We start from the raw sequence: 26,473 nt of genomic DNA, 5'->3' as shown, positions 1-26,473 counted from the left end.
CCTGTCCTTTGTGGTCTGTTCGAAATTTCGTCGCTCGTTCGAAATGCTGATCGCGACAGTAAGGACGACCCGGTCTGAGTGTCAATGGGTCGAACGCACAACGGTTCCGGGTCGAGGGGGGTCGAAGACGCGGACAGCGGGCAAACAGGACCGATCCTCTCGCCGCGACACCCCGGTCCACGAGGTTCCTACACAACGTTCACGGGCCCACCCGGGAACGTCACCGGTGCGGAACATAATCTTCCGGCGTCATGGACTACTGCCACCCGTGCCAACGGCACCTCAATGGCGCCCTCTCCTGCTCGGGGTGCGGCGCGTCGGCCGAAGAGTGCCGCACCCATCCGGACGCCCTGTCCGCCGGGGACGAGACGATCGCGGACCCGCACGAGAGTCCTTTCGCGCCCGCCGAAGCCGCCCCCGCGAGTCCGGGCGGCCGCCGCGCCCGGGGCCGCGGTCGCGGTGCGCGGGCCGTGCGGCAGGCCCCGGCCGTGGACGGACACGCCGGCGCGTCCGAGCAGGTCACCGGGGGTGACGACCCGGAGGCCGGCGGGCCTCCCGGCCGGTCCCGGGGGCGTGGCCGTGGGCGGGACGCGCGAGCCGGACGGCGGGACCGCAAGGCCGCCGCGCACCGGCGCCGACGTCGGCGGGTGCTGATGATCGGGGCCGGTCTGCTGCTCGCCGCCGGCGGGCTGAGCCTCGCCGAACTCGGCATGGAGGCACCTCCGAAGGAGCCGCGCGCGGCCTCCGTCGACGACGTCTCCGACGCCTCCCCGTCGGCCTCGGCGGACGGCGCCGAGGAGGCCGGCGAGGGCCCGGACGGGCCGGCCGGCGCCGAGAAGGACAGGAAGAAGCCGGACAAGTCGGCCTCTCCGTCCGCCTCCGAGTCGGGGAGATCCAAGGACGAGGACGCCGATGAGGACGACGACAGGCCCGCGGACCGCTCGGCGTCCAACGCGACCGTGAGCCCCGCCCCTTCGGCCGGAGATCCGACCCCGGACCCCGAGGAGGCCGACGACCCGACCGCCGGACCGACCGCGGACGAACCCGCCCCGCAACCGAGTCCCTCGGCGACGTGCAAGCAGTTCCTGTGGTGGTGCTCGTAAGGAGAACGCGCAGGTCAGAGCCCCTGGGCTGGAGTCAGTGCCCAGGGGCTCCGGCATGCCGCGGCCGCCCTCTCCGGGGGCCCCTCGGACGGCCGCGTTACTCAACCGTGACGACTTCCCTGATGCATCCCTCTTGACCGCCATGAATTGTTAGCGCTCACAATGACCTCCGCATTCACCAGTCGACGCCCCAGGGCATCCGAGGAGGTACGAGCGTCTTGCCGGCACCGCCCCCACTCGCCTCACCAGCGGCCGACCTGGGGTTTTCCGGGACCCCGGCGTGAAGCCGACGGCGCGGAACCATCCGCCCGCCGCACAGGGCCCGTCCGTGGCGCGGGAACCATCGCCACCACAGGACTTACCCGCAGTACCAAATCGCCCGCAGCGCAGGACCCGTCCACCGTCGACCACCGAGGAGGTGCGGCCGTGACCCACTCGCAGCTCCGGCCGCCCACCATGGCCGACGTGGCACGCCAGGCCGGTGTCTCCCACCAGACCGTCTCGCGCGTCCTGGGGGACCACCCCAACGTGCGGGACGAGACCCGGACCAGGGTGCAGCGCGCGATCGAGGAGATGGGCTACCGTCGCAACTCCTCCGCACGGGCCCTGGTGACCCGGCGCACCCAGACGCTGGGCGTGGTCGCCTCCAACACCACGCTCTACGGGCCGGCCAGCACACTGTTCGCGCTGGAGGAGGCGGCCCTGGCCGAGGGGTACCTCGTCTCGACGGTCAGTCTGCGCGAACTGACCGTGGAGACGCTCTCCGAGGCCGTCGACCGCCTCAGCGACGGCGGCGTGGACGGAGTGATCGCCCTCGCCCCGCAGCGGTCGGCGGTCGCGGCCCTGGCCGAACTGCGGCTCCCCTTCCCGGTGGTGGCCGTGGGCACCGGCTCCGGCTCGGAGGTCCCCAGCGTCAACGTGGACCAGGAGCTGGGCGCGCGGCTGGCCACCGGCCATCTGCTCGCCGCGGGGCACCGCAAGGTCTGGCACCTCGCCGGACCCGAGGACTGGCAGGAGTCGGCGGACCGGACCGTCGGCTGGCGGGCCACCCTCGAAGAGGCGGGCATCGAACCGCCGCAGCCGTTGCGCGGGGACTGGAGCCCGCTGTCGGGCTACCGGGCGGGCCAGGAACTGGCCGGCTGGGTGGGCCGGGGGCTGACCGCGGTCTTCGTCGCCAACGACCAGATGGCGCTGGGGGTGTTGCGCGCGCTGCGGGAGGCGGGCGTACGCACGCCGCAGGACGTGGCGGTGGTCGGCTTCGACGACATCCCGGAGTCGGAGTTCTTCGCCCCACCGCTCACCACCGTCCGGCAGGACTTCGCGACGGTGGGCCAGCGGAGCATCGCCCTGCTGCTCGACCTGATCGAGGGGCGGCCCCCCGCCGGACCGTCCTCCATCGCCATCGAACCCCAACTCGTCGTCCGCGCCAGCACCTTCCCGTACCTGCCCCCGCCGGGCTGACGCGGCAGCGAACAACCGAACGCTTTTCATCCCTCAGTGTGGCCGACATTTCGAACAATGATCGACAGGTTGGACGCAGTGCGGCCGGTCCACCACGAGTACCAACGGTCCGTTCCCGGACCGGCTCTTCAAAGGAGAAGACATGCTCAACAGACGTAACTTCCTCACCGCGGCGGTCGGCGTGGCGGCTGCGACGGGCCTCGCGGCCTGCGCCAAGGAGGACAGCTCCTCCGGTACCTCCGGCTCCGGCGGTGGCGACAACAAGAAGATCACCCTCGGCTTCTCCCAGGTCGGCTCGGAGAGCGGCTGGCGCAGCGCCAACACCGACTCGGTCAAGTCGGCGGCCAAGGAGGCGGGTTACAACCTCAAGTTCTCCGACGCGCAGCAGAAGCAGGAGAACCAGATCTCCGCGATCCGCAGCTACATCACCCAGGGCGTGGACGTCATCGCCTTCTCGCCGGTGGTCGTCACCGGCTGGGACGCGGTGCTGAAGGAGGCCAAGGCCAAGAAGATCCCGGTCGTCCTGACCGACCGCTCCGTCGAGACCTCCGACGAGTCCCTGTTCGTCACCCTGGTCGGCTCCGACTTCACCGACGAGGGCCGCCGCGCCGCCAAGATCCTGGAGAAGGTCCTGGAGAAGGCCGGCCACAAGGGCAAGGTGAAGATCGCACAGCTGGAGGGCACCACCGGTGCCGCCCCCGCGATCGAGCGCGCCAAGGGCTTCAAGGAGGTCATGGACGCGGAGCACAAGGACGACTGGGAGATCGTCGTCAGCCAGACCGGTGAGTTCACCCGCGCCGGCGGCAAGCAGGTCATGGCGGCCTTCCTGCAGTCCAACCCGGACATCGACGTGCTGTTCGCGCACAACGACGACATGGGCATCGGTGCCATCCAGGCCATCGAGGCGGCCGGCAAGAAGCCCGGCAAGGACATCCTGATCGTCACGGTCGACGGCGTGAAGGACGGCTTCATCGCGATGTCCGAGGGCAAGATCAACGCCATCGTGGAGTGCAACCCGCTGCTCGGCCCCCAGCTGATGGAGGTCGTGGAGAAGGTCAAGAACGGCGAGAAGGTCGAGCGCTGGATCAAGACCAAGGAGAGCGACTTCATGCAGGACCAGGCCAAGGACGCCCTCCCCACCCGCAAGTACTGACCCACCCCACCGGCAGGGAGTCCCCGTCGGACCGGCCCCCCGGTCCCGGGGCTCCCTGCGGGCCTGGACGACTTCGATGAATTCCATGAGGAGCGCTGCCATGGCAGAGCCGCTGCCCGTCCTGGAGATGACGGGCATTGTCAAAGAGTTTCCGGGGGTACGGGCTCTGTCGGGCGTCGACTTCCGGCTCTTCCCCGGCGAGATACACGCTCTGATGGGCGAGAACGGCGCCGGCAAGTCCACCCTGATCAAGGTGCTCACCGGGGTCTACACCCTGGACGGCGGAACGATCACCCTCGACGGCGAGTCCGTGCGGTTCGCCAGCCCGCTGCAGGCGCAGCAGGCCGGGATCAACACGGTCTACCAGGAGGTCAACCTCTGCCCCAACCTGTCGGTGGCGGAGAACATCTTCATCGGCCGCGAACCCACCCGCTACGGCCGTATCCAGTGGAAGCGGCTGCGCCAGGAGGCCGCGGAGCTGGTCGAGCGGCTCGGCCTCGACATCGACGTGACGGCCCCGCTGTCCTCGTACCCGCTGGCCGTGCAGCAACTGGTCGCGATCGTACGGTCGGTGGGCACCGGCGGTGAGGAGGGCAAGGGCACCAAGGTCCTCGTCCTCGACGAGCCGACGTCCAGCCTCGACCGCGACGAGGTCCTCGAACTCTTCCGCCTGATGCGGCGGTTGAAGGACGACGGCGTGGCGATCCTCTTCGTCTCGCACTTCCTCGACCAGATCTACGAGATCTGCGACCGCATGACCGTCCTGCGCAACGGCACCCTCGTCGGCGAGCACATGGTCAGCGAACTCGACCAGGTCGGCCTCATCCAGCTGATGATCGGCAAGGACCTGGACCAGCTGGAGGAACTGCACGAGCAGCAGCTGCACGCCGACGTCGGCGAGACTCTGCTGCACGCCGAGGGACTCGGCCGCACGGGCGGGATCGCCCCCTTCGACCTGGACATCAAGAAGGGCGAGGTCGTGGGCCTCGCCGGACTGCTCGGCTCCGGCCGCACCGAACTCGCCCGGCTGCTCTTCGGCGCCGACCAGCCCGACAGCGGCAAGGTCACCGTGGGCGGCAAGCAGGTCCCGATGCACGCCCCGAACGACGCCATCGGCGCCGGGGTCGCCTTCTGCTCGGAGAACCGCAAGACCGAGGGCCTCGTCCCCGATCTGACGGTCCGGGAGAACATCATCCTGGCCCTCCAGGCGTCCCGCGGCTGGACCCGGCCCATCCCGGCCGCCCAGCGCGACGAACTGGTCGCCAAGTACATCAAGGCCCTCGACATCCGGCCCGCCAACCCCGAGGCCCGCGTCGGCCAGCTCAGCGGCGGCAACCAGCAGAAGGTGCTGCTCGCCCGCTGGCTGATCACCCAGCCGAAGCTGCTGATCCTCGACGAGCCCACCCGCGGCATCGACGTCGGCGCCAAGGCCGAGATCCAGAAGCTCGTGGTGTCCCTCTCCGAGGACGGCATGTCCGTGCTCTACATCGCGGCCGAGCTGGAAGAGGTCCTCCGCCTCAGCCACACCATCGGCGTGCTGCGTGACCGCAAGCTGGTGGCGAAGCTCACCAACGGGCCGGAGATCACCACCAGTCGGATCCTGGAGACCATCGCGAGCGGAGAACACCAGTGAGCACCCCACCCGTGGCGACGACGGCCACGACCGGCACGGCGGCCCGCTGGCGGGCGCTGACGCACCACCACCTCTTCTGGCCGGTCGCGGTCCTGGTGGCCCTGCTGCTCGTCAACGTCCCCTTCACGCCCGACTTCTTCGCGATCAAGATGACCGACGGGCACCTCTACGGCAGCCTCGTCTCGATCGTGCTGTTCGGCTCGCCCCTGATCCTGGTGGCGGTCGGCATGACCCTGGTCATCGCCACCGGCGGCATCGACCTCTCCGTGGGCGCGGTCGTCGCTATCACCGGCGCGCTGACCTGCTCGTACATCAGCGATCAGGCCGACCAGAGCGCGCTGTCGGGAGTCTTCCTGGCCATGGGCATCGGCCTGGTGGCGGCCGTGGTCTGCGGCCTGTGGAACGGCTTCCTGGTGGCCCGGATGGGCATCCAGCCCATCATCGCGACCCTCATCATCATGGTCGCCGGCCGGGGCGTCGCCCAGCTGATCACCGACGGCCAGATCATCACCATCAACAGCGAGCCGTACAAGCTGATCGGCGGCGGCTACTGGCTGACGCTGCCCTTCTCGATCTTCGTCGTCGCCGCGGTCGTCGCCATCACGGTGGCCCTGACCCGCAGGACCGCCCTCGGCCTCCTCGTCGAGTCGGTCGGCGGCAACGCCGAGGCCAGCCGTCTGGTCGGCATCCGGTCCATGCGCATCAAGATCATGGTCTACGTCTTCTGCGCCCTGTGCGCGGGCATCGCGGGCCTGATGATCAGCTCCAACACCTCGGCGGCGGACGGCAACAACGCCGGACTGTGGATCGAGCTGGACGCGATCCTCGCCGTGGTGATCGGCGGCACCTCACTGCTGGGCGGCCGGTTCTCCATCGGCGGCACGGTCGTCGGCGCCCTGGTCATCCAGACCCTCACCACGACGATCTACACGATCGGCGTGCCCACCCAGACCAACCTGGTCTTCAAGGCCGCCGTCGTCATCGTCGTCTGCCTGCTCCAGTCCCCGAAGTTCCGCGCCAAGGTCTTCGGCGCCCGCTTCGGCTCCAAGCCCGGCGCGACCGGTGGCGGCACGGCACCCGCGGCCCCGGCGAAGACCGCCACGACACCCGCCGACGCGGCCCCGAAGATGGAGGTGTCGTGATGACCGCGACCACCAAGACCCCGCCGTCCCAGGACGGCCTCACGGCATCCGCGTCCCCGTCCAAGGTCTCGGCTCTCCTCTCCGACCGGCGCCTGCCCGTCCTGGTGACCGCCGTGCTCTTCCTCGCGATGTACATCACGGGCCTGGGCCGCTACCAGAACTACGGCTTCGGCGAACCGCAGGTCTTCCTCAACCTCTTCATCGACAACGGCTACCTGCTGGTGGCCGCCGTCGGCGCGACCTTCGTGATCCTCTCCGGCGGCATCGACCTGTCCGTCGGCTCGGTCATCGGCTTCACCACGATGCTCACGGCCTGGCTGGTGGAACGCCAGGGTCTGCCGATCCTGGCGGTCATTCCCCTGGCCCTGGCCGTGGGGGCCCTGGGCGGCTTCCTGATGGGCTACGTGATCCAGAACTACGAGATCCAGCCCTTCATCGTGACCCTGGCCGGCCTCTTCCTCTTCCGGGGCCTGTGTCTGGTCATCAGCAAGGAGTCCATCGCCATCGACGACCCGACGGTGAGCAGCCTGGCCCAGGCGCAGGCACAACTGGGCGTGGGCTTCCTCTCCGTCGGCGCGATCGTCGCGCTGGTGGTCCTGGCCGCGGCGTTCTACATCCTCCACTACAGCCGCTTCGGCCGGCGGGTGTACGCCATCGGCGGCAACGAGCAGTCCGCGATGCTGATGGGGCTCCCGCAGGGCGGCACCAAGATCGCCGTCTACACGGTGTCCGGCTTCTGCTCGGCCCTGGCGGGCCTGCTGTTCACCCTCTACATCCAGTCCGGTGACCCCCTGCACGCCACCGGCATGGAACTCGACGCGATCGCCGCGGTCGTCATCGGCGGCACGCTGCTCACGGGCGGCTCCGGCTACGTCGTCGGCACCCTGTTCGGCGTCCTCGTCCTGGGCCTGATCAAGAGCATCATCCAGTTCGAGGGCACCCTCAGCTCCTGGTGGACGAAGATCGCCACGGGTGTGCTGCTGTGCGCGTTCATCCTGATCCAGCGGGCGATGACGGCACGGAAGAAAGCCTGAGTGCTCCTGAGCAGCAGGGGACGTCCGCCCGGGAAGGGCGGGCGTCCCCTCTCTCGTTTCTCTCCGGCCCTCACAGCACCCGGTACATGCCGATCGAACCGTGCGTGGCGGTGTCGGCGAAGCCGAACTTCTCGTAGAGGAAGCGGGCGGGGCCGTCCGCGATGAGGGAGACGTACGCCGTGGCGGGCGCCCGGCGCTCCAGTTCCTCCGTGAGCGCGGCCATGATGCGCCTGCCGAGGCCGCGGCCCTGGTGGGCGGGGTGTACGCAGATGTCGACGATCTGGAAGGCCGTACCGCCGTCCCCGACGACCCGCCCCATGCCGATGGGCTGCCCCGCGTGGCGGAGCAGCACCCCGTGCCAGGTGTGCGGCAGCGCGAGCGCGACCGCCTCGGGGCTCTTGTCCGACAGGCCGGCATCGGTGCGCAGTCGGCGGTAGACCTCGACCGAGGGCACGCCGACGCTCAATTCGTAAGGGTCACTCTGGGTGGGCATGCGTTACACGATAGCGGGCTGGGCCTGCCCTGCGGCTCGGTGGTGGCCCGGGTGCGGGCCGGCGGTGACCGGGGTGCGGTTCGACGATGGCCTTGCCTGGGTGCGTGGCCATCTCACGCCCCCACCATCCGCCGCAGCAGATCCCGCAGCACCTCCCGCTCGGCCGAGCTCAGTCCCGCCAGCGGCTCCCGGGCGAAGTCCAGGGAGTCCCGCAGGCTGCCGGCCACCCGGCGCCCCTCGGCCGTGGCCGCCGCCAGCTTCACGCGGCGGTCGCCGGGGTCGGGGCGGCGCTCCACCAGGCCCCGGGCCTCCAGCCGGTCCACGATGCCCGTCACGTTCGACGGTTCGCAGCGGAGTTTCTGGGCGAGGCGGCGCATGGGCAGCGGTTCCAGGGAGAGGAGACCGAGGAGGCGGGCCTGGGCGCCGGTGAGTGTGTGTTCGGCGGCGGCGTCCTCGTACTCCTCGTGGTAGCGGGCCACCACCGTGCCGATGAGTTCGACGACCTCCATGGTCAAGGGGTCGAGGCGGGGGGTCGTCTTCTGCGTGGGCATGAGGTCGAGGCTACCTCTTTACTTGACAACATGAAATATTCAAGCGCATGGTTGTTTCAGACACTGAAGTAACCGTGCGGTATGCACCACCGCTCGCACCACGCACCCGCAGGAAGGCACACCCCCATGTCCGACACCCCCGCCCTCCCCGCCACCAGCCGCGAATGGCACCTGCTGAGCCGCCCCGTCGGCTGGCCCAAGGACGAGGACTTCGCCCTGGTCGAGGCGGAGATCCGGCAGCCCGGCGCGGGTGAGGTCCTCGTACGGAACAAGTACCTCTCCGTGGACCCGTACATGCGTGGCCGCATGAGCGACGCGAAGTCGTACGTCGCCCCGTTCGAGCTGGGCAAGGTCATGCAGGGCGGCGCGGTCGGCGAGGTCGTCGCCTCGGCGGCGGACGGCGTCGCCGTCGGCGACCACGTGCTGCACTTCGGCGGCTGGCGCGAGTACGCCACCATCGATGCCAAGCAGGCCGTGAAGGTCGACCCGGACGCCGCGCCGCTCTCCACCTACCTCGGCGTCCTCGGCATGACCGGCCTCACCGCCTACGCGGGCCTGCTGAGGGTCGGCGCCTTCAAGGAGGGCGACGCCGTGTTCGTCTCCGGCGCCGCCGGTGCCGTCGGCAGCCAGGTCGGCCAGATCGCCAAGCTGAAGGGCGCCTCGCGGGTCATCGGCTCCGCCGGCTCCGACGAGAAGGTCAAGCTGCTGGTGGAGGAGTACGGCTTCGACGCCGCCTTCAACTACAAGAACGGCCCGGTGTGGGAGCAGCTCAAGGAAGCGGCCCCCGACGGCATCGACGTCTACTTCGACAACGTGGGCGGCGAGCACCTGGAGGCCGCTATCGGCGCGCTCAACCTGCGGGGCCGGGCCGTGATCTGCGGCATGATCTCCCAGTACAACTCGACCGAGGCGACCCCCGGCCCGCGCAACATGGTCAAGATCCTGCAGAACCGCCTCCGCGTCGAGGGCGTCCTCGTCGGCGACCACTACGACTTCCAGCCCCAGTTCGTCCAGGAGGTCGGCCCCTGGGTCGCCTCCGGCGCCCTCAAGTACCGCGAGACCGTCGTCGAGGGCATCGAGAACAACCTGGAGGCCTTCCTCGGCGTCCTGCGCGGCGACAACACCGGCAAGATGATCGTCAAGCTCTGATCCCCACCCCGTGACGGACGCCCGCACACGTTCGTTGCAGATGACGGAGTCCGCACCCCTGGACGTGGGGCGCGGACTCCGTCATGTGTGGACTCCGTGGTGCGCGGGTGTCTCAGAGCGCCGACGCCAGCGCCGCCGTGTGCACGGCCCGGACGAATCCCGTGTTCTCCGGCGCCGCCCCGCCGGGGAAGGCCATCCGGCGGCGGGTGTAGCCGTAGGCGAGGCCGCTGCGGGGGTCGGCGAAGGCCTGGGAACCGCCGGCGCCGCTGTGGCCGAAGGTGCCGGCGCCGAGGAACGGGTAGAGGTTCTCGGCGGTCGCCTGGAAACCGAGGCAGAACGCCTTGGGGGCGCGGGCCACCAGGTCGTGGCCGACGGAGTGGATCTGGCCGAACTCGCCGACGGTGTCCGGCTTCAGCAGCGGCGGCCGGCCGTCCACCGTGCTGATGGCCGCCGCGTACATCCCGGCGAGCCCGCGCGCCGAGCCGACACCGCCCGCGGACGCCTGCCCGCTCGCCCGCACGATCCGCGCGTTGGGGAAGTCCGTCAGCTCGCCCGGCTCCGGCACCTGGGAGTTGAACGCGATCGACGCCAGCGTGTGCGGGCCGTGCGGTACGGCGTCCAGCTCGGCCTGCTGCGCGGGCGTCGGTGTCATCGGCAGCACGCTCCGGAACCGGGGCTCGTGCTCGGCCGGCAGCCCCAGGAAGAGATCGAGCCCGTACGGGGTGCGAACCCGCTCCTCGTACACCTCCTGCAGCGTGCGCCCCGTCGCCCGCCGTACGACCTCTCCGGTGAGCGCGCCGATCACGAGCGCGTGGTACCCGAACGCCGTGCCCGGCCGCCAGAACGGGCGCTGGACGGCGAGGCGCTCGGCGATCACCCGGTCGTCCGCCAGCTCCTCCAGCGTGAACCCGGCATCGGTGCCGACGAGCCCCGCGCGGTGCGCCAGCAGCTCCCGCAGGGTCACCGCCCCCTTGCCCTCGGCCGCGAACTCCGGCCAGTAGTGGGCGACTTCCCGGTCCAGCTCCAGCACGCCGTCCTGGACGAGGTGCGCGACGACGAGGTGCGCGGCCCCCTTGGTCGAGGAGAACACCCCGTGCAGCGTGTCACCACCGGTCTCCGCCTCGGCCTCGGGGCCGGCCCACAGGTCCACGACCCGCCGCCCGTGCACATACGCGGTCAACTGCCCCTCGTAATCAGCCCGTTCCCCGGCCACGAACAAAGCGAACGCCTCACGCACCGCTTCGAAGCCATCGGCGACCGTCCCCTGGACACCGACCACCCGGGTCCCCTCACTCATCCCCACTCCCTCTCCTCGACGCCACCCATCCCCCACCCACCATCAACACCCGCCCCATCTGCGTGAATTCCCTTGGAGGCTGCGGACTGTAGTTGGGGCGGAGCGGAGCCGCCGCACCGGCGTCCGCCGAAGTGATACGCATCGTGGATGAACTCTCCCGGCATGTTCCGCGGCACGCGCCTGACCTCCCACCACACGGCCGCCACCGCCCTCGCCCGACACAGCGACCGTTCCCTGAGCAGGCTCCTCGACAAGGCTGCCCCGTGCGGCTCCGGTATTGGCGGCACATCGGCACTGCTGGAGCTCGACGGACTTCAGATCTTCGTGAAGCGGGTGCCCCTCACGGACCTCGAACGACGCCCGGAGAACGCCCACTCCACGGCAAACCTCTTCGGGCTGCCGCTCTGGTGCCAGTACGGCGTCGGCGCTGTCGGCAGCCCCGGCTTCGGCGCCTGGCGCGAACTCGCCGTCCACACGATGACGACGAACTGGGTGCTCGCGGGGGAGTACGACAGCTTCCCGCTCATGCACCACTGGCGGGTGCTGCCGGACTCCCCGCCCCTCCCCGGGGAGCTGTCCGACGTCGAACGGGCCGTCGCCCACTGGGGTGGCGCCCCGGGCGTACGCGAGCGCATCGTGGCCCGCGGGAGGTCCACGGCGAGCGTCGTGTTGTTCCTGGAGTGCATCCCGCGCACCCTCCACGAGTGGCTCGGCGAACAGACGGCGGCCGGGGCCGGGGCCGCCGACCGGGCCTGCGCCCTGGTGGAGCGGGAACTGGCCGCCGGCATCGCGTTCATGAACAGCCGGGGCCTGCTCCACTTCGACGCCCACTTCCAGAACATCCTGACCGACGGTCACCGCCTTTACTTCGCAGACTTCGGCCTCGCGCTCTCCTCACGCTTCGACCTGGCACCGCAGGAGCGCGCCTTCTTCGACCGTCATCGCGACTACGACCGCTGCTACTCCCTGAGTCACCTGGTGAACTGGCTGCTCAAGGACCTGTACGACCTCGACCGGGAGGAACGGGAGGTTCGAACGCGGGCGTACGCTCAGGGAGAACGCCCCACCGGGATCCCGGACGGGGCCGCGGCGGTGATCGCCCGGTACGCGCCGCTCGCCACCGTGACGGCGGACTTCTTCCGTCTTCTGGAGACCGAGAGCAGCACCCCGTACCCCGTGGAGGAGCTCGGCCGGTGCCTGGACCGTTTACCTAAGATCAATTGATCCTTGCCTAAACCCTTTAGGCAATTGCATAATCCATCCAGTCGGCACCCGTCGACCCCGGTCGAGTGAAGGACGGTCATGGCACGCGCAGGGCTCACCCCGGAGCGTCTCGCTCAGGCGGGGGCGGAGTTGGCCGATGAGATCGGCTTTGGGGAGGTGACCGTTTCCGAGCTCGCCCGGCGGTTCGATGTGAAGGTCGCGAGTCTGTACTCGCATGTGCGCAACTCCCAGGACCTCAGGACCCGGATCGCCCTGCTCGCCCTGGAGGAGATGGCCGACCGGGGTGCCACCGCGCTCGCCGGGCGGGCCGGGAAGGACGCGTTGGCGGCGCTGGGGAACGTCTACCGCGACTACGCCCGCGCACATCCCGGCCGCTATGCGGCGGCCCGGCTCAGGCTGGACCCGGAGGCGGCCGCGGCGAGCGCGGGTGGCCGGCACGCGCAGATGACGCGGGCGATCCTGCGCGGCTACGACCTCACCGAACCGGACCAGACCCACGCCGTCCGGCTCCTCGGCAGCGTCTTCCACGGCTACGTCAGCCTGGAGTCGGCCGGCGGCTTCAGCCACAGCGCCCCCGACTCGCGGGAGAGCTGGGACCGGATCCTCGACGCCCTCGACGCCCTCCTGCGCAACTGGCCGGTCCCGCCACCCGGTTGATCCGCGCGGCGGCCCCGGGTCGCTCACCACGCACCGCCGGACCATCCACCCCACCGATCCTCAGGTCAGGTCATGCCCACGCACCCCGAGCACTCCGAGCACTCCGAGCACTCCGAGCACTCCGAGCACTCCGAGCACTCCGAGCACTCCGCGAACCCCCACTGGATCACCACCCCCATCACCGCCGAACTCCTGCGCGGCGCCCTGGAGTTGGAGCGAACCGAGCACGGTGTGCTGCCCCACCGGCTGCCGGCCCGGGCCCGCGCCCAGTGCACCGATCCGCAGCTGGCCGTGGTCGAGTCCCAGCCCTCCGGCGTACGCCTGGTCTTCCGCACCCGCGCCACCGCCGTCGAACTGGACGCCCTGCGCACCAAGCGCGCCTACGTGGGCGCCCCGCCCCGCCCGGACGGCCTGTACGACCTCCTCGTCGACGGCCGGCTGACCGCCCGCGCGAGCGTGCCCGACGGCAACACCATCACCCTCGACATGACCACCGGACAGTCCGAGCACCGCCCCGGCCCACCCGGCACCGTGGCTTTCACCGGCCTCCCCGCCGGCCCCAAGACGGTCGAGATCTGGCTCCCGCACAACGAGACCACCGAACTCCTCGCCCTGCGCACCGACGCCCCCGTCGAGCCCGCCCCGGACCGGGGCCGCCGGGTCTGGCTGCACCACGGCAGCTCCATCAGCCACGGCTCCGACGCCGCCGGCCCCACCGAGATCTGGCCCGCCCACGCCGCTTCCCTCGCCGGCGTCGACCTCATCAACCTGGGCCTCGGCGGCAGCGCCCTGCTCGACCCCTTCACCGCCCGCGCCATCCGGGACACCCCCGCCGACCTGATCAGTGTCAAGATCGGCATCAACCTCGTGAACCACGACGTGATGCGGCTGCGCGCCTTCGGCCCCGCCGTCCACGGCTTCCTGGACACGATCCGCGACGGCCACCCCACCACGCCCCTCCTCGTCGTCTCCCCGATCCTCTGCCCCATCCACGAGGACACCCCCGGCCCCAGCGCTCCCGACTTCACCGACCTCGCCGAAGGGCGGCTCCGCTTCCGCGCCATGGGCGACCCGGACGACCTCACCCCCGGCAGACTCACCCTCCGGGTCATCCGCGAGGAACTCGCGGCGATCGTCGCCCAGCGCTCAGCCGAGGACCCCGCCCTCCACCACCTCGACGGCCTCAGCCTCTACGGCAAGTCCGACGCCGAAACCCTCCCGCTCCCGGACGACCTGCACCCGGACGCCGAGACCCACCGCCTCATCGGCGAACGCTTCGCGAAGCTGGCCTTCGAGCCGGAGGGAGCCTTCGCGCCCACTGCGGACTCCCCGCACCCCGCTGGGTAAAATTTGCTCCATGCGTGATTTCGGGGTGGGTTTCCAGTACCTCGTGCAGGGCCAGCGCTGGGTGGCCAGGCACGGCAAGCAGTACGGCTTCGGCCTGATCCCAGGCCTGATCACACTTGTCCTCTACCTCGGCGCCCTGGTCGCGCTCGGCGTCTGGGGCCCGGACTTCGTCACCTGGGCCACCCCCTTCGCGGACGACTGGTCCAGCCCCTGGGCCGGCCTGTTCCGCGGCCTGCTCACCGCCGTGCTGTTCGCCCTCGCCCTGGCCCTCGCGGTCATCACCTTCACCGCCATGACCCTCCTCATCGGCCAGCCGTTCTACGAGAACCTCTCGGAGAAGGTCGACCGGGACGTCTCCCCGGACGGCACCGCCCCGGAGTCCGGCCTGCCGCTGTGGCGGGAGTTGTGGATCTCGGGCCGGGACAGCCTCCGTATCGTCCTACGGGCGCTGCTGTGGGCGCTCCTGCTGTTCGGCCTCGGTTTCGTCCCGTTCGTCGGCCAGACGGTCGTCCCGGTGATCGGCTTCATGGTGACCGGCTTCTTCCTCACCGAGGAACTGACCGCCGTCGCCCTCCAGCGCCGCCGCGTCGAACTCCGCGCCCGCCTCACCCTCCTGCGCTCCCGCAAGACCATGATCTGGGGCTTCGGCACCCCGCTGGGCATCGCCTTCCTGGTGCCGTTCGTCGCCGTCTTCCTGATGCCGGGCGCGGTCGCGGGCGCCACCCTCATGGCCCGCGACCTGCTGGGCGAGGAGACGACCGGCGAGGACGAACGCAACCGGGTCCCGCAGCAGAACGGCATGTTCCGCAAGCCCGAGGTCGGGGCCTGAACGAGCCCCTCGCGGTCGCCGTGTCCCCCTCGCACGGCCGGAGGCCTCAGCCTCGGGTACCCCCCGTCGTACCGGAACCCGTCGTACCGGAACGCGTCGCACCGGCGTCCACCGCGACCGTCACGATCGCCCGCACCTGCGCGATGATGTCCAGCCGGTTCCGCACGAACTCCGGATCGGTCACCGCCCCGGTCGCCGGGTCGGTGTTGCCGGCGCCGAACTGCAGGACGGGCGTGTGCACATGCCCGCCCGGCAGCCGGGGGCCGAGACCCAGCCGGTCGCGCAGGAGCGTCGCCCGGTAGGCGATCTCGTTGGAGAGGTAGTCGCCGCCGCCCCCGGCCCGCGCGGTCGAGCCCGGCGTCGGCCCGTCCGGCCGTACGACCGCGGCCGTGCCGCCCGCGGGGATCTCGGTCACGCTCGTGTTGTCGTACACCGGGAAGCGGCCCGTGTCCGCGGCGACGATGTCCGCGTACGGCAGGGTCGTGGTCGTCCACTGGGGCTGCGTGGCGGGGTCGGTCACCGGGACGGTTCCGGTGCGGCCGATGTTGTCGTTGTCGGCGAAGCCGCCGCGCCAGGCCCCGTTGGTCCGCTCGATGTCGAAACGGCCCACCCGGCCCTGGCTGACGGTCGCGAAGAGGTCCAGGCGGGGCAACGACCCCCGCAGGGTCCGCTCGACCGTGCCGTCCGCGAAGTCCTCCCAGCGGACCGGGAAGACGGCGGTCTCGATGCGCGCCGGCCCGTCGGCGGTCCGGATCACCGTGCCGTCGAGAGCGAGCGCCGTGGCGCCGGAGGGGTTGGAGATCCGCACGTCCCGGTCCAGCGTGAACGGGTCGAAGCCGGTGACGAGGATCCGCTTCATCCCCTTGCCGCCTCCGGGGTACCGGATGGAGTCCTGACCGCGTGACGCCCGCTCCAACGCACGCAACAGCAAGGCTCTCTGAGGCTCCGTCAGTCGGAACCCCGGCTCCCACCCGCGCACTTCCCGCGTCATCCCCAACCGCGCCCAGTACAGCGGCCGGTCGTCGTCCCGGCTCAGATCGCCGCCCGCCGGCCCGTGCCCCTGCGCCCGGTCCACGGCACGCTTCCACAACCGCGCACCCTGGCGGACGACGATCCGCTCGGCCTGCGCGTACGACCGCGCGCCGGCCAGGGCCCGCCCGAACTCCGGTGCCACGGCGTCGAATCCGGACCGCCGCAGGATCTCCTGGGGCACGGCCCGGTCGAGCCGCTGCTCCTCGACGGTGAGCGCCGCCGAGGCGGAGGCGGCGGAGGTGGGGGCGCAGAGGCCGGCGAGCAGGGCCGCCAGGGCGATCGTCGCTCCGCGTGCCCGTCGGGAAGTCGGGGGAGATATCAGTGGGGACATCAAGGGAGTCGAGGTCCTTCCGTCGCTGTCGTGCCGTGGGGTGTCGCTCCGGACGGCGGCAGTATCGCGTGACGGAAGGGGCGTACGCCATGCGGCCGGGGCGCGACAGCCGGTCGTAGGCGGTGAACGGCCGGTCCCAGGCGGTGAACGGCCGGTCCCAGGCGGTGAACGGCCGGTCGTACGCGGTGAACGGCCGGTCTCAGCCCGCGTCCTCGCCCAGCAGTGTCAGGAAGTCCCGGAAGGCCCCCGGCATGTCCACGGACCCCGGATCCAGCAGCCACTGGTACTGCAGGCCGTCCATCACGGCCACCAGCAGCGGCGCCACGCGCTCGGGCGTCAGCCCGCTCGGCAGCCGGTCGCCGTACTCGTCGCGCAGCACCTCCACCATGCTTGCGCGCACCCGGTCGTAGCGCCCGGTGAAGTACTCGCGCGCCGGATGCCCCTCCGTGACGCTCTCGCCGAGCAGCGCCGAGAAGGTCTGGATGATGGCGGGCCGCATCGCGTTGTACTCCACGAGCGAGGCCAGCAGATCGAGCCGCCACGCGGTGTTCGGCACCGCGTCCCACTGGTCGCGTTCGTGGAGCACCGCGACCAGCAGCGCCTCCTTCGTCGGGAAGTGGTGCAGCAGCCCCTGCTGGGTGAGTCCGACCCGCTCGGCGACGGCCGCCAGGCTCGCCCCCCGGTAGCCGCGCTCGGCGATCACCTCCAGGGCGGCCCGGACGATCTCCGCCCGCCGCTCCACACTCCTGGCCCTGGCGTTCATGGCGTCACCGTACGACATCCTCCAGGCCTGAAAGTAACGTAAAGATAACGAAACCTACCGCTCTACAGGTAACGGATGCACGATGGGGTGGATCACGGACGAACCGCACGGACCGACGGACCCGAACCCAGGAGGACCCCATGGCGGGCACACACACCGATCCGGCCGAAGAGGCCCGTGAGGCGGCCGTCGAGGCGGCCCTCGCCAAGCTCGACCTCGACGCCAAGGCGAGCCTGCTCTCCGGCCAGGACATGTGGACCCTGCCCGCGCTGCCCGAGATCGGACTCGGCTCCCTCGTCATGTCCGACGGCCCGATCGGCGTGCGAGGAGTGCGCTGGACCGCCGACGACCCGTCCGTGGCCCTGCCGTCCCCGACCGCCCTCGCCGCCACCTGGGACCCCGAACTCGCCCGCCGGGCAGGGGTGTTACTGGCCCAGGAGGCCCGCCGCAAGGGCGTCCACGTCCTCCTCGCCCCCACGGTCAACCTGCACCGCTCCCCGCTCGGCGGCCGCCACTTCGAGGCGTACAGCGAGGACCCCTACCTCACGGGCGAGATCGGCTCGGGCTATGTGACCGGGGTGCAGGCCGGCGGGGTCGGCACCACCGTCAAGCACTTCGTCGCCAACGACGCCGAGACCGACCGCTTCACGGTGAACAACCTGGTCTCCGAACGCGCCCTGCGCGAGCTGTACCTGGCCCCCTTCGAGGCGATCGTGGCGAACGCCCACCCCTGGGGCATCATGACCGCCTACAACACGGTCAACGGCACCACGATGAGCGAGCACCGCTACCTCGTGAACGAGGTCCTGCGCGGCGAGTGGGGCTTCGACGGCTTCAACGTCTCCGACTGGATGGCCGCCCGCTCCACGGCCGACGCCCTCACCGGCGGCCTCGACGTCGCCATGCCCGGCCCGGTCACCATCTACGGCGAGCCCCTGGCGGCCGCCGTCCGCGCCGGCGAGGTCGCGGAGTCCGAGGTCGACGAGGCGGTCCGCCGGGTCCTGCGGCTGGCCGCCCGCGTCGGCATCCTGGAGGGCGCCGACCCGGTGGTCACCGAACTGCCCGCCCCCGTCGACGGCGAGGCGCTGGCCCGCGAGATCGCCCGCCGCTCCTTCGTCCTGGTCCGCAACGACGTGAGGGACGGCCGGGCGGCCCTGCCCCTGAAGCCGGGTGCGCAGGTCGCCCTCATCGGCGCGGCGGCCCGCGACGCCCGCGTCCTCGGCGGCGGCTCCGCCACGGTCTTCCCCTCCCGCGTCGTCTCCCCCCTCGACGGCCTCACCGCCGCCCTCCCCGACGGCGCCCTCACCTACGCCGTGGGCGCGGACCCCAACGAGGAACTCGGCGTGGCCGACAAGGGATTCACCCTTCGGGCCGTCTGCCGCGACACCACCGGGACGGTCCTCGGCACCGGCTCCGTACCGAGCGGCCAGCTCCAGTGGATGGGCGCGGACCTGCCTGAGGGAGTCACCCTCCCCCACTCTCGGCTTCGCTCGAGCGGGGGGACCCCCACCGCCCTGCACACCGTCGAGCTGACCGGCACCTTCACCCCGCGCGAGACCGGCACGCACACCTTCGGCATCAAGGGCCTCGGCGCCTTCACCCTCACCGTCGACGGCACGACCCTCTTCGACGACGTGCAGACCACCGACACGGACGACCCCTTCGTGACGTTCTTCGGCGCCCCCGTCCCCCGCGCCCGGGTCGAGCTGACGGCGGACACCCCCGTCGAGGTCTCCCTCACCCACGTCACGGAACTTCCCGCCGACGCCCTCTTCAAGGCCATCGCCTTCTCCCTGTGCCACCAGGACCCGCAGCGCGACCCCGACGAGCTGATCGCCGAGGCCGTCGAGGCCGCGCGCGCCGCCGACACGGCCGTGGTGGTGGTCGCCACCACCGAGCGCGTCGAGTCCGAGGGCTTCGACCGCAAGGACCTGCGCCTCCCCGGCCGTCAGGACGACCTGGTCCGCGCCGTGGCCGCCGCCAACCCCGACACCGTCGTGGTCATCAACGCCGGCTCCCCGGTGGAACTCCCGTGGCGCGACGACGTCGCCGCCGTCCTCCTCACCTGGTTCCCCGGCCAGGAGGGCGGCGCCGCCCTCGCCGACGTCCTCACCGGCGCCCACGAGCCCGGCGGCCGGCTCCCCACCACGTGGGGCTCCCTGGCCGAGGCCCCCGTCACCCGGGTCACCCCCACGGGCGGCGAACTCCCCTACGACGAGGGTGTCTTCATCGGCTACCGCGCCTGGGACAAGCACTCCGCGACACCCTCGTACCCCTTCGGCCACGGCCTCGGCTACACCGACTGGACCTACGAGTCCCTCGACGTCACCGGCACGACGGCGACGGTACGCGTCCGCAACACGGGCACCCGCGAGGGCCGGGAGACCGTCCAGCTCTACCTGGCTCCCACGACCCCCGACGACAACCGCCCGACCCGCTGGCTGGTGGGCTTCGCGACGGTGAGCGCGGCGCCCGGAAAGACGCGGGAGGCCGTCGTCCGACTCCCGCGCCGGGCCTTCGAGATCTGGGACGAGTCGGCCAACGCGTGGGTGCCGGTGGAGGGTTCGTACGAGGTGGAGGCCGGCCGCTCGATCGAGGACCGCCGCGTCAGGGCGACGGTGAACTACGCACGCACCCCGAACCCGTAGACCGTCTCCGACCGGTACACCGCCCCCGGCCGCAGTTCCGTACTGGGAAACCGCGGCCGGTTCGGCGCATCGGGAAAGTGCTGCGTCTCCAACGCGATCCCGTCCCCCGGGCCGAAGGGGCCGTCGAGATGGTCGGCCGTGTAGAGCTGCATCCCCGGCTCGGTCGTGGCCACGCTCAGCACCCGCCCCGACCCCGGCTCCCACAGCTCGGCCACCGGCTCCGCGCTCCCCGTGACCCCCTTGTCGAGCACGAAGTTGTGGTCGTACCCGCTCCCGACCTTCCGGGCCGTCCGGAAGTCGAACCGCGTCCCCGCCACCTCCGCCGGCTCACCGGTCGGGATCAGATCGGCGTCGACCGGGGTGATCCGCGACGCGGCGATCCGCAGCTCGTGCCCTCCGGCGGCGCCCGACGCGGCCCCGCCCAGGTTCCAGTACGTATGGTTCGTGAGGTTCACCACCGTCGGCGCGTCCGTGACCGCCTCGTACGCGATCCGCAGCGCGCTCCCGTCCTCCTCCAGCGAGTACGTCGCGCAGACCGCCAGCCGCCCGGGGAAGCCTCCCTCCCCGTCCGGGCTCACGCGCGTCAGCCGCACCCCGGCCCCGCCCCCGACCCCCTCGGCCTCCCACACGCGCTTGTCGTAGCCGCGGGAGCCGCCGTGCAGCGAGTTCGGCGGGTTGTTGCGCTCCAGCTCGTACACCCGCCCGTCGAGGGTGAACCGGCCCTGGGCGATCCGGTTGGCGTACCGGCCGATGAGCGCCCCGAAGAACGGCCCCGGGTGACGGAGGTACCCGTCGAGGCCGGGGAACCCCAACACCACGTCCGCCGGCCGCCCGTGACGGTCCGGCACCTCCACCGACTGCACGATCCCGCCGTACGTCAGGATCCGCACCCGGGCGCCGCCCCGCTCCAGAGTCCAGCGGTGCACGGGCGTGCCGTCCGGAAGTGTGCCGAAGAGTTCACTCATGAGCGAAACCCTAGGCCACGGCAGAACCGCAGGTCACGTGCCCTTCCCGCGGATGATCCGGTACGCGATCTCGGCCAGTCGCGCCTGCCCGTCCACGCTCGGATGGAACCAGTCCCACTGGCTGAGCTGGGCCTGCCCGAAGCGGTAGTCGAAGACGGCGCCCCCGTCGTAGCGGCAGTGGCGGTCCTTCTCGCACACCTCGCGCAGCACGTCGTTGTACGCCTCCACCCGGCTCTGGACGGCATCGCGCCGCTCGCCCGCCGCCGTGGTGAGGAGGTCGGGGTCGGCCAGCATGGACGGGCAGATGCCCAGCTTCCAGACCTGCTTGCCGACCGGGTTCGAACGGCCCTCGGACCACAGCCGCTTCAGGTCCGGCACACTCGCCACGAACACCTGCGTCCTCGGCAGGCTGTCCCGCAGGGTGGCCATCGCGTCCTCGAAGTCGGCGCGGAAGTCGGCGACCGGGGTCATGGCGGCGGCGCTCGCCCGGCACGCGTCGTTCGCGCCGATCATCACCGTGACCAGCTCCGGCTCACGGGAGACCGCCCGCGCCACCTGGCTCGGCAGATCGGCCATCCGGGCCCCGGTCACCGCGTAGTTCCAGCTCCGCCGCGTCGCCCCCGACGCGCCCAGCAGCCGTAAGGCGAGACTGTCGACCGAGGCGTCGGTGCCGGTCGCCCAGGACACCTCGGGGCAGTCGGAGAGCACCTGGCACGCGTCGAAACCGCGGGTGATGGAGTCGCCGACGGCGGCCAGCGACTCGGGGCTGCTGTCCCAGGCGGGGGTGGGCGAGGGGGAGGGCTTCGCCCGCGACCCCGTCCCCTCGGGGCCGGGGGAGTCGCCACCGGTGGCGTCGCATCCCGCCACGGCCAGCAGGACCGCCGCCAAGGCCGCGCCGAACACCGCCCTCGAACGGTGGCGTCGCTTCCGCATCCCCTGGTCCCCTCGGTCGGTCCCGCACGTGCAAGCTCCCACCCATGACAACGCCCGGGAGTTCCCGGAAAGGCAGAGCGGGGGATTCACTGCGACGGAAGGCGCAACTGTTCCCTCCGTACAGGCGTCCCCTCGGGTGGCTGTGTCTTCCCGGGGGACAACCCCCGGACCCCCGGCCGGGAGTCCGGCACGCGTCCCGCCGGGTGAAACAGCGCCGCATCCTGGCGCCTGCTCCGACGGTACGTCACACTCCTTGCCCCGCCGCACGGTAGCCTCGCCACGTGGCCGCCCTGCCACCGCCGATCCGTCGAAAAGCGAACCGTCCTGCTCTGTGGAGGCCCCGGTGACGACACGTGGAGTCCTGTACGTGCACTCCGCGCCGCGTGCGCTGTGCCCGCACGTCGAGTGGGCCGTCGCGGGCGTTCTCGGGGCCCGTGTGAACCTCGACTGGATCCGGCAGCCGGCCGCGCCGGGCACCTGGCGCTCCGAGTTCTCCTGGCAGGGCCAGGCCGGCACCGCCTCCACACTCGCCTCCGCGCTGCGCGGCTGGCACCTCCTGCGCTTCGAGGTCACCGCCGAGCCCTGCGCCACCGCCGAGGGCGAGCGCTACAGCTGCACCCCCGACCTCGGCATCTTCCACGCCGTCACCGGTATCCACGGCGACATCCTCATCCCCGAGGACCGCCTGAGGGCCGCCCTGACCCGCTCCCAGCGCGGCGAGACCGACCTGGAGGCCGAGATCGCCAAGCTCCTCGGCAAGCCCTGGGACGACGAACTGGAGCCCTTCCGGTACGCGGGAGAGGGCGCCCCGGTGCGGTGGCTGCACCAGGTGGTCTGACCCCCCGGTTCCCGATCCTTCGACGCACACACATCCTTCGACGCACACACAGATGTGGCCCGAATCCCTGAAAGGGACCCGGGCCACACGCGCGTGGGGAACGAATCAGATCGTCCGGAACGCCAGCACCACGTTGTGCCCACCGAACCCGAACGAGTCGTTGAGCGCGGCGATACGGCCCTCGACCGGCAGCTTCCGAGCCTCCCCGCGGACGATGTCCGCGTTGGCCTCGGCCTCGGGGTCCAGGTCGTTCACGTTGATCGTCGGCGGAGCCACCCGGTGGTACAGCGCGAGCACCGTCGCCACCGTCTCCACACCACCGGCGCCACCGAGCAGATGCCCGGTCATGGACTTCGTCGCGGACACCGCGAAGTGGTCGGTGTCGTCACCGAACACCTTGCGCAGCGCCTTCAGTTCGGCGATGTCACCGGCCGGCGTCGACGTGCCGTGCGCGTTGACGTGCACGATCTCCGCCGGGTCCAGGTCGGTGTTCTCCAGCAGGTGCTTCAGGGCCTGGGCGATGCCCCGCCCCTCCGGCTCCGGCTGCACGATGTCGTGGCCGTCGGCGGAGATGCCCTGGCCCACGGCCTCGGCGTAGACCCGGGCACCCCGCGCCGCCGCGTGCTCGGCCGACTCCAGGACGACGACACCGGCACCCTCGCCGAGGACGAAGCCGTCACGGCCGGTGTCGTACGGACGGGAGGCGCCCTGCGGGTCCTCGTTGTTCTTGGACATCGCCATCATGTTGCCGAACGCGGCGATCGGCAGCGGGTGGATGGCCGCCTCGGTGCCACCGGCGACCACGACGTCGGCGCGGCCGGTGCGGATCATCTCGATGGCGTAGCCGATGGCCTCGGCGCCCGACGCGCAGGCGGAGACCGGGGTGTGCACACCGGCGCGCGCGCCGACGTACAGACCGACGTTGGCGGACGGGCCGTTGGGCATCAGCATGGGCACGGTGTGCGGGGAGACGCGGCGTACGCCCTTCTCCTTCAGCACGTCGTACTGGTCGAGCAGCGTCGTCACTCCGCCGATACCGGAGGCGATGACCGCGCCGACACGGTCCGCGTCGACGGTGCCGTCGTCGGCCGAGGTCTCCGTGTAACCGGCGTCGGCCCACGCCTCCTTGGCCGCGATCAGCGCGAACTGCGCCGAGCGGTCCAGACGGCGGGCCTGCGGCCGGGGGATGACCTCGGTCGGTTCCACGGCGATCTGTGCGGCGATGCGGACCGCCTGGTCGGCGGCCCACTCCTGCTCCAGGGGACCGACGCCGGACTTGCCGGCGACCAGACCCTCCCAGGTGGAAGTCGCGTCGCCACCCAGCGGTGTGGTTGCGCCGATACCGGTGACGACCACGGTGCGATTGGTCGAGCTCACGGGAATTTTCTCCAACGGTTACGAGGATTCAGCGGCGCCACCGCCGGGTGGCGGGGCAAACGGGCCGGTCAGGGACCGGTCCGACCCGATCCGCGGATCAGGCCTGGTGCTTGAGGATGTAGTCGGTCGCGTCACCGACCGTCTTGAGGTTCTTGACGTCGTCGTCCGGGATCTTGACGTCGAAGCGCTCTTCGGCGGCGACGACGACCTCGACCATGGACAGGGAGTCGACGTCCAGGTCGTCGGTGAAGGACTTGTCCAGCTGGACGTCCTCGACCGGGATGCCGGCGATCTCGTTCACGATGTCGGCGAGACCGGCGACGATCTCTTCCTTGGTGGCGGCCATGTCGGGCGCTCCTTCGTTGTTTTCCAGAGGGTGGGCGGCCCGCCGCGTCAGCGGCAGGTTGTGCGTGTTTCCCGCGCCGGACCCGAAGATCCGGCAGCGGTGCCTAGGGGAGGGTAACGACCGTCGCTGCGTACACGAGACCCGCCCCGAAGCCGATGACGAGCGCGGTGTCGCCGCTCTTGGCCTCACCGGTCGCCAGGAGCCGCTCCATCGCGAGCGGGATCGAGGCGGCCGAGGTGTTGCCGGTGGTGCGCACGTCACGCGCGACCGTGACGTGCTCCGGCAGCTTGAGTGTCTTCACCATCGAGTCGATGATCCGCTCGTTGGCCTGGTGGGGAATGAAGACGTCCAGGTCGTCCGAGGTGATCCCGGCCGCGTCCAGTGCCTGCTGCGCGACCTTCGCCATCTCGAACACGGCCCAGCGGAACACCGCCTGGCCCTCCTGCGTGATCGCGGGGAACTTGACGTTGCCCTCGCTGTCGAGCGGGAGCTTCTCCAGGTCGCCGACCCGGTACTCGTTCCACGGGATCGTCTGCTTGATCGTCTGGGACTTGTCGCCCTCGGAGCCCCAGACCGTCGGGCCGATGTGCGGCTCCTGGGAGGGGCCGACGACGACCGCGCCGGCACCGTCACCGAAGAGGAAGGCCGTGGCCCGGTCCTCCAGGTCGGTGAGGTCGGACAGCCGCTCGACCCCGATGACGAGGACGTACTCCGCGGAGCCCTCGACGACCATGCCCTTGGCGAGGGTGAGGCCGTAGCCGAACCCCGCGCAGCCGGCCGAGATGTCGAAGGCGGCGGCCTTGTCCGTGCCGAGCTTGTCGGCGATCTCGGTGGCGACGGCCGGGGTCTGGCTGAAGTGGGAGACGGTCGAGACGACGACCGCGCCGATCTGCTCGGCGGTGATCCCGGCGTCGGCGATGGCCTTGCCGGACGCCTCGACCGACATGGCGGCGACGGTCTCCTCGTCGTTCGCCCAGTGCCGGGTCTCGATGCCGGAGCGGGAGCGGATCCACTCGTCGGACGAGTCGATCTTCTCCAGGATCACGTCGTTGGGCACCACCCGGACCGGGCGGTAGCCGCCCACGCCGAGGATGCGTGCGTACGGGGCGCCCTTGCTCGGCCTGATCTTCGACATAGGTCCAGGGCTCCTAATTCTGGTGCTCGGCGATGAGCGCGCGAGCGGCGTCGAGGTCGTCGGGTGTCTTGAGCGCGACCGTGGCCACGCCCGGCAGGGCGCGCTTGGCGAGACCGGTGAGCGTGCCGCCGGGGCACACCTCGACGATCGCGGTCACGCCCAGCTCCTTGAAGGTCTCCATGCACAGGTCCCAGCGGACCGGGTTGGCGACCTGACCGACGAGACGGGAGAGCACCTCGGCGCCGGTGGCGACGGCCTGCCCGTCCTTGTTCGAGACATAGGTGACCGTGGGGTCCTTGGGCGACAGCTCCTCGGCGGCCTTGGCGAGGGTGTCCACGGCGGGAGCCATGTGGTGCGTGTGGAAGGCGCCGGCGACCTTGAGGGCGACCACACGGCGGACGCCCTCGGGCTTGTCCGCCTCCAGGGCGGCCAGCTGCTCCAGGGTGCCGGCGGCCACGATCTGGCCCGCGCCGTTCACGTTCGCCGGGGTCAGCCCCAGCTTCTCCAGGTGCGGGATCGTCACCTCGGGGTCGCCGCCGAGCAGCGCGGACATGCCGGTCTCGGTGATCGCGGCGGCCTCGGCCATGGCCAGGCCCCGCTTGCGTACGAGGGTCAGCGCGGACGTTTCGTCGAGGACACCGGCGAACACGGCCGCGGTGATCTCGCCGACGCTGTGCCCGGCGACCGCACCGGGGTTCACGTCCCCGAGGATGGATTTCCCGAGGGCGAGGGCGGACAGTCCACCGGCCGCCACGAGCAGCGGCTGGGCCACGGAGGTGTCGCGGATCGCGTCGGCGTCGGCCTCGGTGCCGTAGTGGACGAGGTCCAGCCCGATGGCGTCCGACCATGTGGCGAGGCGGTCGGCGGCACCGGGGAGGTCGAGCCAAGGAGTCAGGAAGCCGGGCGTCTGGGCGCCCTGGCCGGGAGCGACGAGTACGAGCACTCTCACACTCTCTCTTGAGGACGGCTCGGGCCGCCCGTGGGGACAGGGACGAAGAACACGTAGGGGTTTTGTAGCACCTCGACAAAACC

At 71.1% G+C, this 26,473-nt stretch carries 24 protein-coding genes; 13 read left to right on the top strand and 11 right to left on the bottom strand.

Annotated features, from left to right (window positions below; translation table 11 throughout):
- Positions 1-251: 251 nt before the first annotated feature.
- The 6 genes from STRBO_RS0131400 to yjfF all read left to right on the top strand — a co-directional run bounded on the left by STRBO_RS0131400 (position 252) and on the right by yjfF (position 7,526).
- Entirely contained in the window at positions 252-1,103 is an 852-nt protein-coding gene (locus STRBO_RS0131400) for an SCO2400 family protein (RefSeq protein ID WP_005478825.1), read from the top strand.
- 426 nt (positions 1,104-1,529) lie between these two features.
- Complete coding sequence (locus STRBO_RS0131395) at positions 1,530-2,564, top strand: LacI family DNA-binding transcriptional regulator (protein WP_020115363.1); 1,035 nt, start codon at positions 1,530-1,532, stop codon at positions 2,562-2,564.
- 142 nt (positions 2,565-2,706) lie between these two features.
- Positions 2,707-3,717, top strand: a complete 1,011-nt coding sequence (locus STRBO_RS0131390) for an ABC transporter substrate-binding protein (protein WP_005478821.1) — start codon at positions 2,707-2,709, stop codon at positions 3,715-3,717.
- Positions 3,718-3,817: 100 nt separating this feature from the next.
- Complete coding sequence (locus tag STRBO_RS0131385) at positions 3,818-5,350, top strand: sugar ABC transporter ATP-binding protein (RefSeq protein WP_020115362.1); 1,533 nt, start codon at positions 3,818-3,820, stop codon at positions 5,348-5,350.
- 11 nt (positions 5,351-5,361) lie between these two features.
- Entirely contained in the window at positions 5,362-6,492 is a 1,131-nt protein-coding gene (locus STRBO_RS0131380; protein ID WP_005478817.1) for an ABC transporter permease, read from the top strand.
- Positions 6,492-7,526, top strand: coding sequence for a galactofuranose ABC transporter, permease protein YjfF (gene yjfF / locus STRBO_RS0131375; protein ID WP_020115360.1), 1,035 nt, complete (start codon positions 6,492-6,494; stop codon positions 7,524-7,526). Before STRBO_RS0131380 ends, yjfF begins: the two co-directional genes overlap by 1 nt.
- Before the next feature lie 70 nt (positions 7,527-7,596).
- Here yjfF and STRBO_RS0131370 read toward each other — a convergent pair whose 3' ends face one another.
- On the bottom strand, positions 7,597-8,019 hold the full coding sequence (locus STRBO_RS0131370; protein ID WP_005478814.1) for a GNAT family N-acetyltransferase: 423 nt from the start codon (positions 8,017-8,019) through the stop codon (positions 7,597-7,599).
- Between the two features lie 113 nt (positions 8,020-8,132).
- Entirely contained in the window at positions 8,133-8,570 is a 438-nt protein-coding gene (locus tag STRBO_RS0131365; RefSeq protein ID WP_005478813.1) for a MarR family winged helix-turn-helix transcriptional regulator, read from the bottom strand.
- A 126-nt stretch (positions 8,571-8,696) separates the two neighbouring features.
- Between STRBO_RS0131365 and STRBO_RS0131360 the strand changes: the two genes are divergently transcribed.
- Positions 8,697-9,719 carry an NADP-dependent oxidoreductase gene (locus STRBO_RS0131360; RefSeq protein WP_005478812.1) on the top strand — a complete coding sequence of 341 codons (1,023 nt, stop codon included), beginning with the start codon at positions 8,697-8,699 and terminating at the stop codon, positions 9,717-9,719.
- Positions 9,720-9,831: 112 nt separating this feature from the next.
- Here STRBO_RS0131360 and STRBO_RS0131355 read toward each other — a convergent pair whose 3' ends face one another.
- Positions 9,832-11,016: an EstA family serine hydrolase gene (locus STRBO_RS0131355; RefSeq protein WP_020115358.1), complete on the bottom strand. Its 1,185-nt coding sequence runs from the start codon at positions 11,014-11,016 to the stop codon at positions 9,832-9,834.
- Positions 11,017-11,163: 147 nt separating this feature from the next.
- On the opposite strand from STRBO_RS0131355, the gene STRBO_RS0131350 reads away from it, so the two are divergent.
- The 4 genes from STRBO_RS0131350 to STRBO_RS0131335 all read left to right on the top strand — a co-directional run bounded on the left by STRBO_RS0131350 (position 11,164) and on the right by STRBO_RS0131335 (position 15,073).
- Entirely contained in the window at positions 11,164-12,240 is a 1,077-nt protein-coding gene (locus STRBO_RS0131350) for a BUD32 family EKC/KEOPS complex subunit (RefSeq protein ID WP_005478808.1), read from the top strand.
- A gap of 78 nt (positions 12,241-12,318) precedes the next feature.
- Positions 12,319-12,897: a TetR/AcrR family transcriptional regulator gene (locus tag STRBO_RS0131345; RefSeq protein ID WP_020115356.1), complete on the top strand. Its 579-nt coding sequence runs from the start codon at positions 12,319-12,321 to the stop codon at positions 12,895-12,897.
- Between the two features lie 72 nt (positions 12,898-12,969).
- Positions 12,970-14,244 carry a GDSL-type esterase/lipase family protein gene (locus STRBO_RS0131340; RefSeq protein ID WP_005478806.1) on the top strand — a complete coding sequence of 425 codons (1,275 nt, stop codon included), beginning with the start codon at positions 12,970-12,972 and terminating at the stop codon, positions 14,242-14,244.
- 10 nt (positions 14,245-14,254) lie between these two features.
- Complete coding sequence (locus tag STRBO_RS0131335; RefSeq protein ID WP_005478805.1) at positions 14,255-15,073, top strand: EI24 domain-containing protein; 819 nt, start codon at positions 14,255-14,257, stop codon at positions 15,071-15,073.
- 46 nt (positions 15,074-15,119) lie between these two features.
- On the opposite strand, the gene STRBO_RS0131330 is transcribed toward STRBO_RS0131335, so the two are convergent.
- The gene (locus STRBO_RS0131330) at positions 15,120-16,436 is read right to left on the bottom strand and encodes a pyroglutamyl-peptidase I (protein WP_005478804.1); all 1,317 of its coding nucleotides are present in this window, start codon (positions 16,434-16,436) and stop codon (positions 15,120-15,122) included.
- A 199-nt stretch (positions 16,437-16,635) separates the two neighbouring features.
- A complete protein-coding gene (locus tag STRBO_RS0131325; RefSeq protein WP_005478803.1) occupies positions 16,636-17,217 on the bottom strand; it encodes a TetR/AcrR family transcriptional regulator in 582 nt (193 codons plus the stop codon).
- Between the two features lie 122 nt (positions 17,218-17,339).
- On the opposite strand from STRBO_RS0131325, the gene STRBO_RS0131320 reads away from it, so the two are divergent.
- The gene (locus STRBO_RS0131320; RefSeq protein ID WP_005478802.1) at positions 17,340-19,847 is read left to right on the top strand and encodes a glycoside hydrolase family 3 protein; all 2,508 of its coding nucleotides are present in this window, start codon (positions 17,340-17,342) and stop codon (positions 19,845-19,847) included.
- On the opposite strand, the gene STRBO_RS0131315 is transcribed toward STRBO_RS0131320, so the two are convergent.
- Complete coding sequence (locus tag STRBO_RS0131315) at positions 19,823-20,812, bottom strand: aldose epimerase family protein (protein WP_005478801.1); 990 nt, start codon at positions 20,810-20,812, stop codon at positions 19,823-19,825. The genes STRBO_RS0131320 and STRBO_RS0131315 overlap by 25 nt on opposite strands.
- Before the next feature lie 33 nt (positions 20,813-20,845).
- Entirely contained in the window at positions 20,846-21,745 is a 900-nt protein-coding gene (locus STRBO_RS0131310) for an SGNH/GDSL hydrolase family protein (RefSeq protein WP_028796946.1), read from the bottom strand.
- Positions 21,746-22,088: 343 nt separating this feature from the next.
- Here STRBO_RS0131310 and STRBO_RS0131305 point away from each other — a divergent pair, with 343 nt between their 5' ends.
- Positions 22,089-22,583 (top strand): DUF3145 domain-containing protein, encoded by a 495-nt coding sequence (locus STRBO_RS0131305; protein ID WP_020665639.1) that lies wholly within the window; start codon positions 22,089-22,091, stop codon positions 22,581-22,583.
- 105 nt (positions 22,584-22,688) lie between these two features.
- Here the strand turns inward: STRBO_RS0131305 and fabF are convergent, their stop codons facing one another.
- The 4 genes from fabF to STRBO_RS0131285 all read right to left on the bottom strand — a co-directional run bounded on the left by fabF (position 22,689) and on the right by STRBO_RS0131285 (position 26,384).
- Positions 22,689-23,960, bottom strand: a complete 1,272-nt coding sequence (gene fabF / locus STRBO_RS0131300; RefSeq protein WP_020115354.1) for a beta-ketoacyl-ACP synthase II — start codon at positions 23,958-23,960, stop codon at positions 22,689-22,691.
- Positions 23,961-24,057: 97 nt separating this feature from the next.
- The gene (locus STRBO_RS0131295; protein ID WP_005478792.1) at positions 24,058-24,306 is read right to left on the bottom strand and encodes an acyl carrier protein; all 249 of its coding nucleotides are present in this window, start codon (positions 24,304-24,306) and stop codon (positions 24,058-24,060) included.
- 103 nt (positions 24,307-24,409) lie between these two features.
- On the bottom strand, positions 24,410-25,441 hold the full coding sequence (locus tag STRBO_RS0131290) for a ketoacyl-ACP synthase III (RefSeq protein WP_005478791.1): 1,032 nt from the start codon (positions 25,439-25,441) through the stop codon (positions 24,410-24,412).
- A gap of 13 nt (positions 25,442-25,454) precedes the next feature.
- A complete protein-coding gene (locus tag STRBO_RS0131285) occupies positions 25,455-26,384 on the bottom strand; it encodes an ACP S-malonyltransferase (protein ID WP_005478790.1) in 930 nt (309 codons plus the stop codon).
- Between the last annotated feature and the right edge of the window lie 89 nt (positions 26,385-26,473).

The organism is Streptomyces bottropensis ATCC 25435 (assembly GCF_000383595.1).
In the GTDB taxonomy this organism is placed as follows: Bacteria; Actinomycetota; Actinomycetes; order Streptomycetales; family Streptomycetaceae; genus Streptomyces; species Streptomyces bottropensis.
The sequence above is the reverse complement of the archived record's forward strand: the minus strand, read 5'-3'. Positions and strand labels throughout refer to the sequence as shown.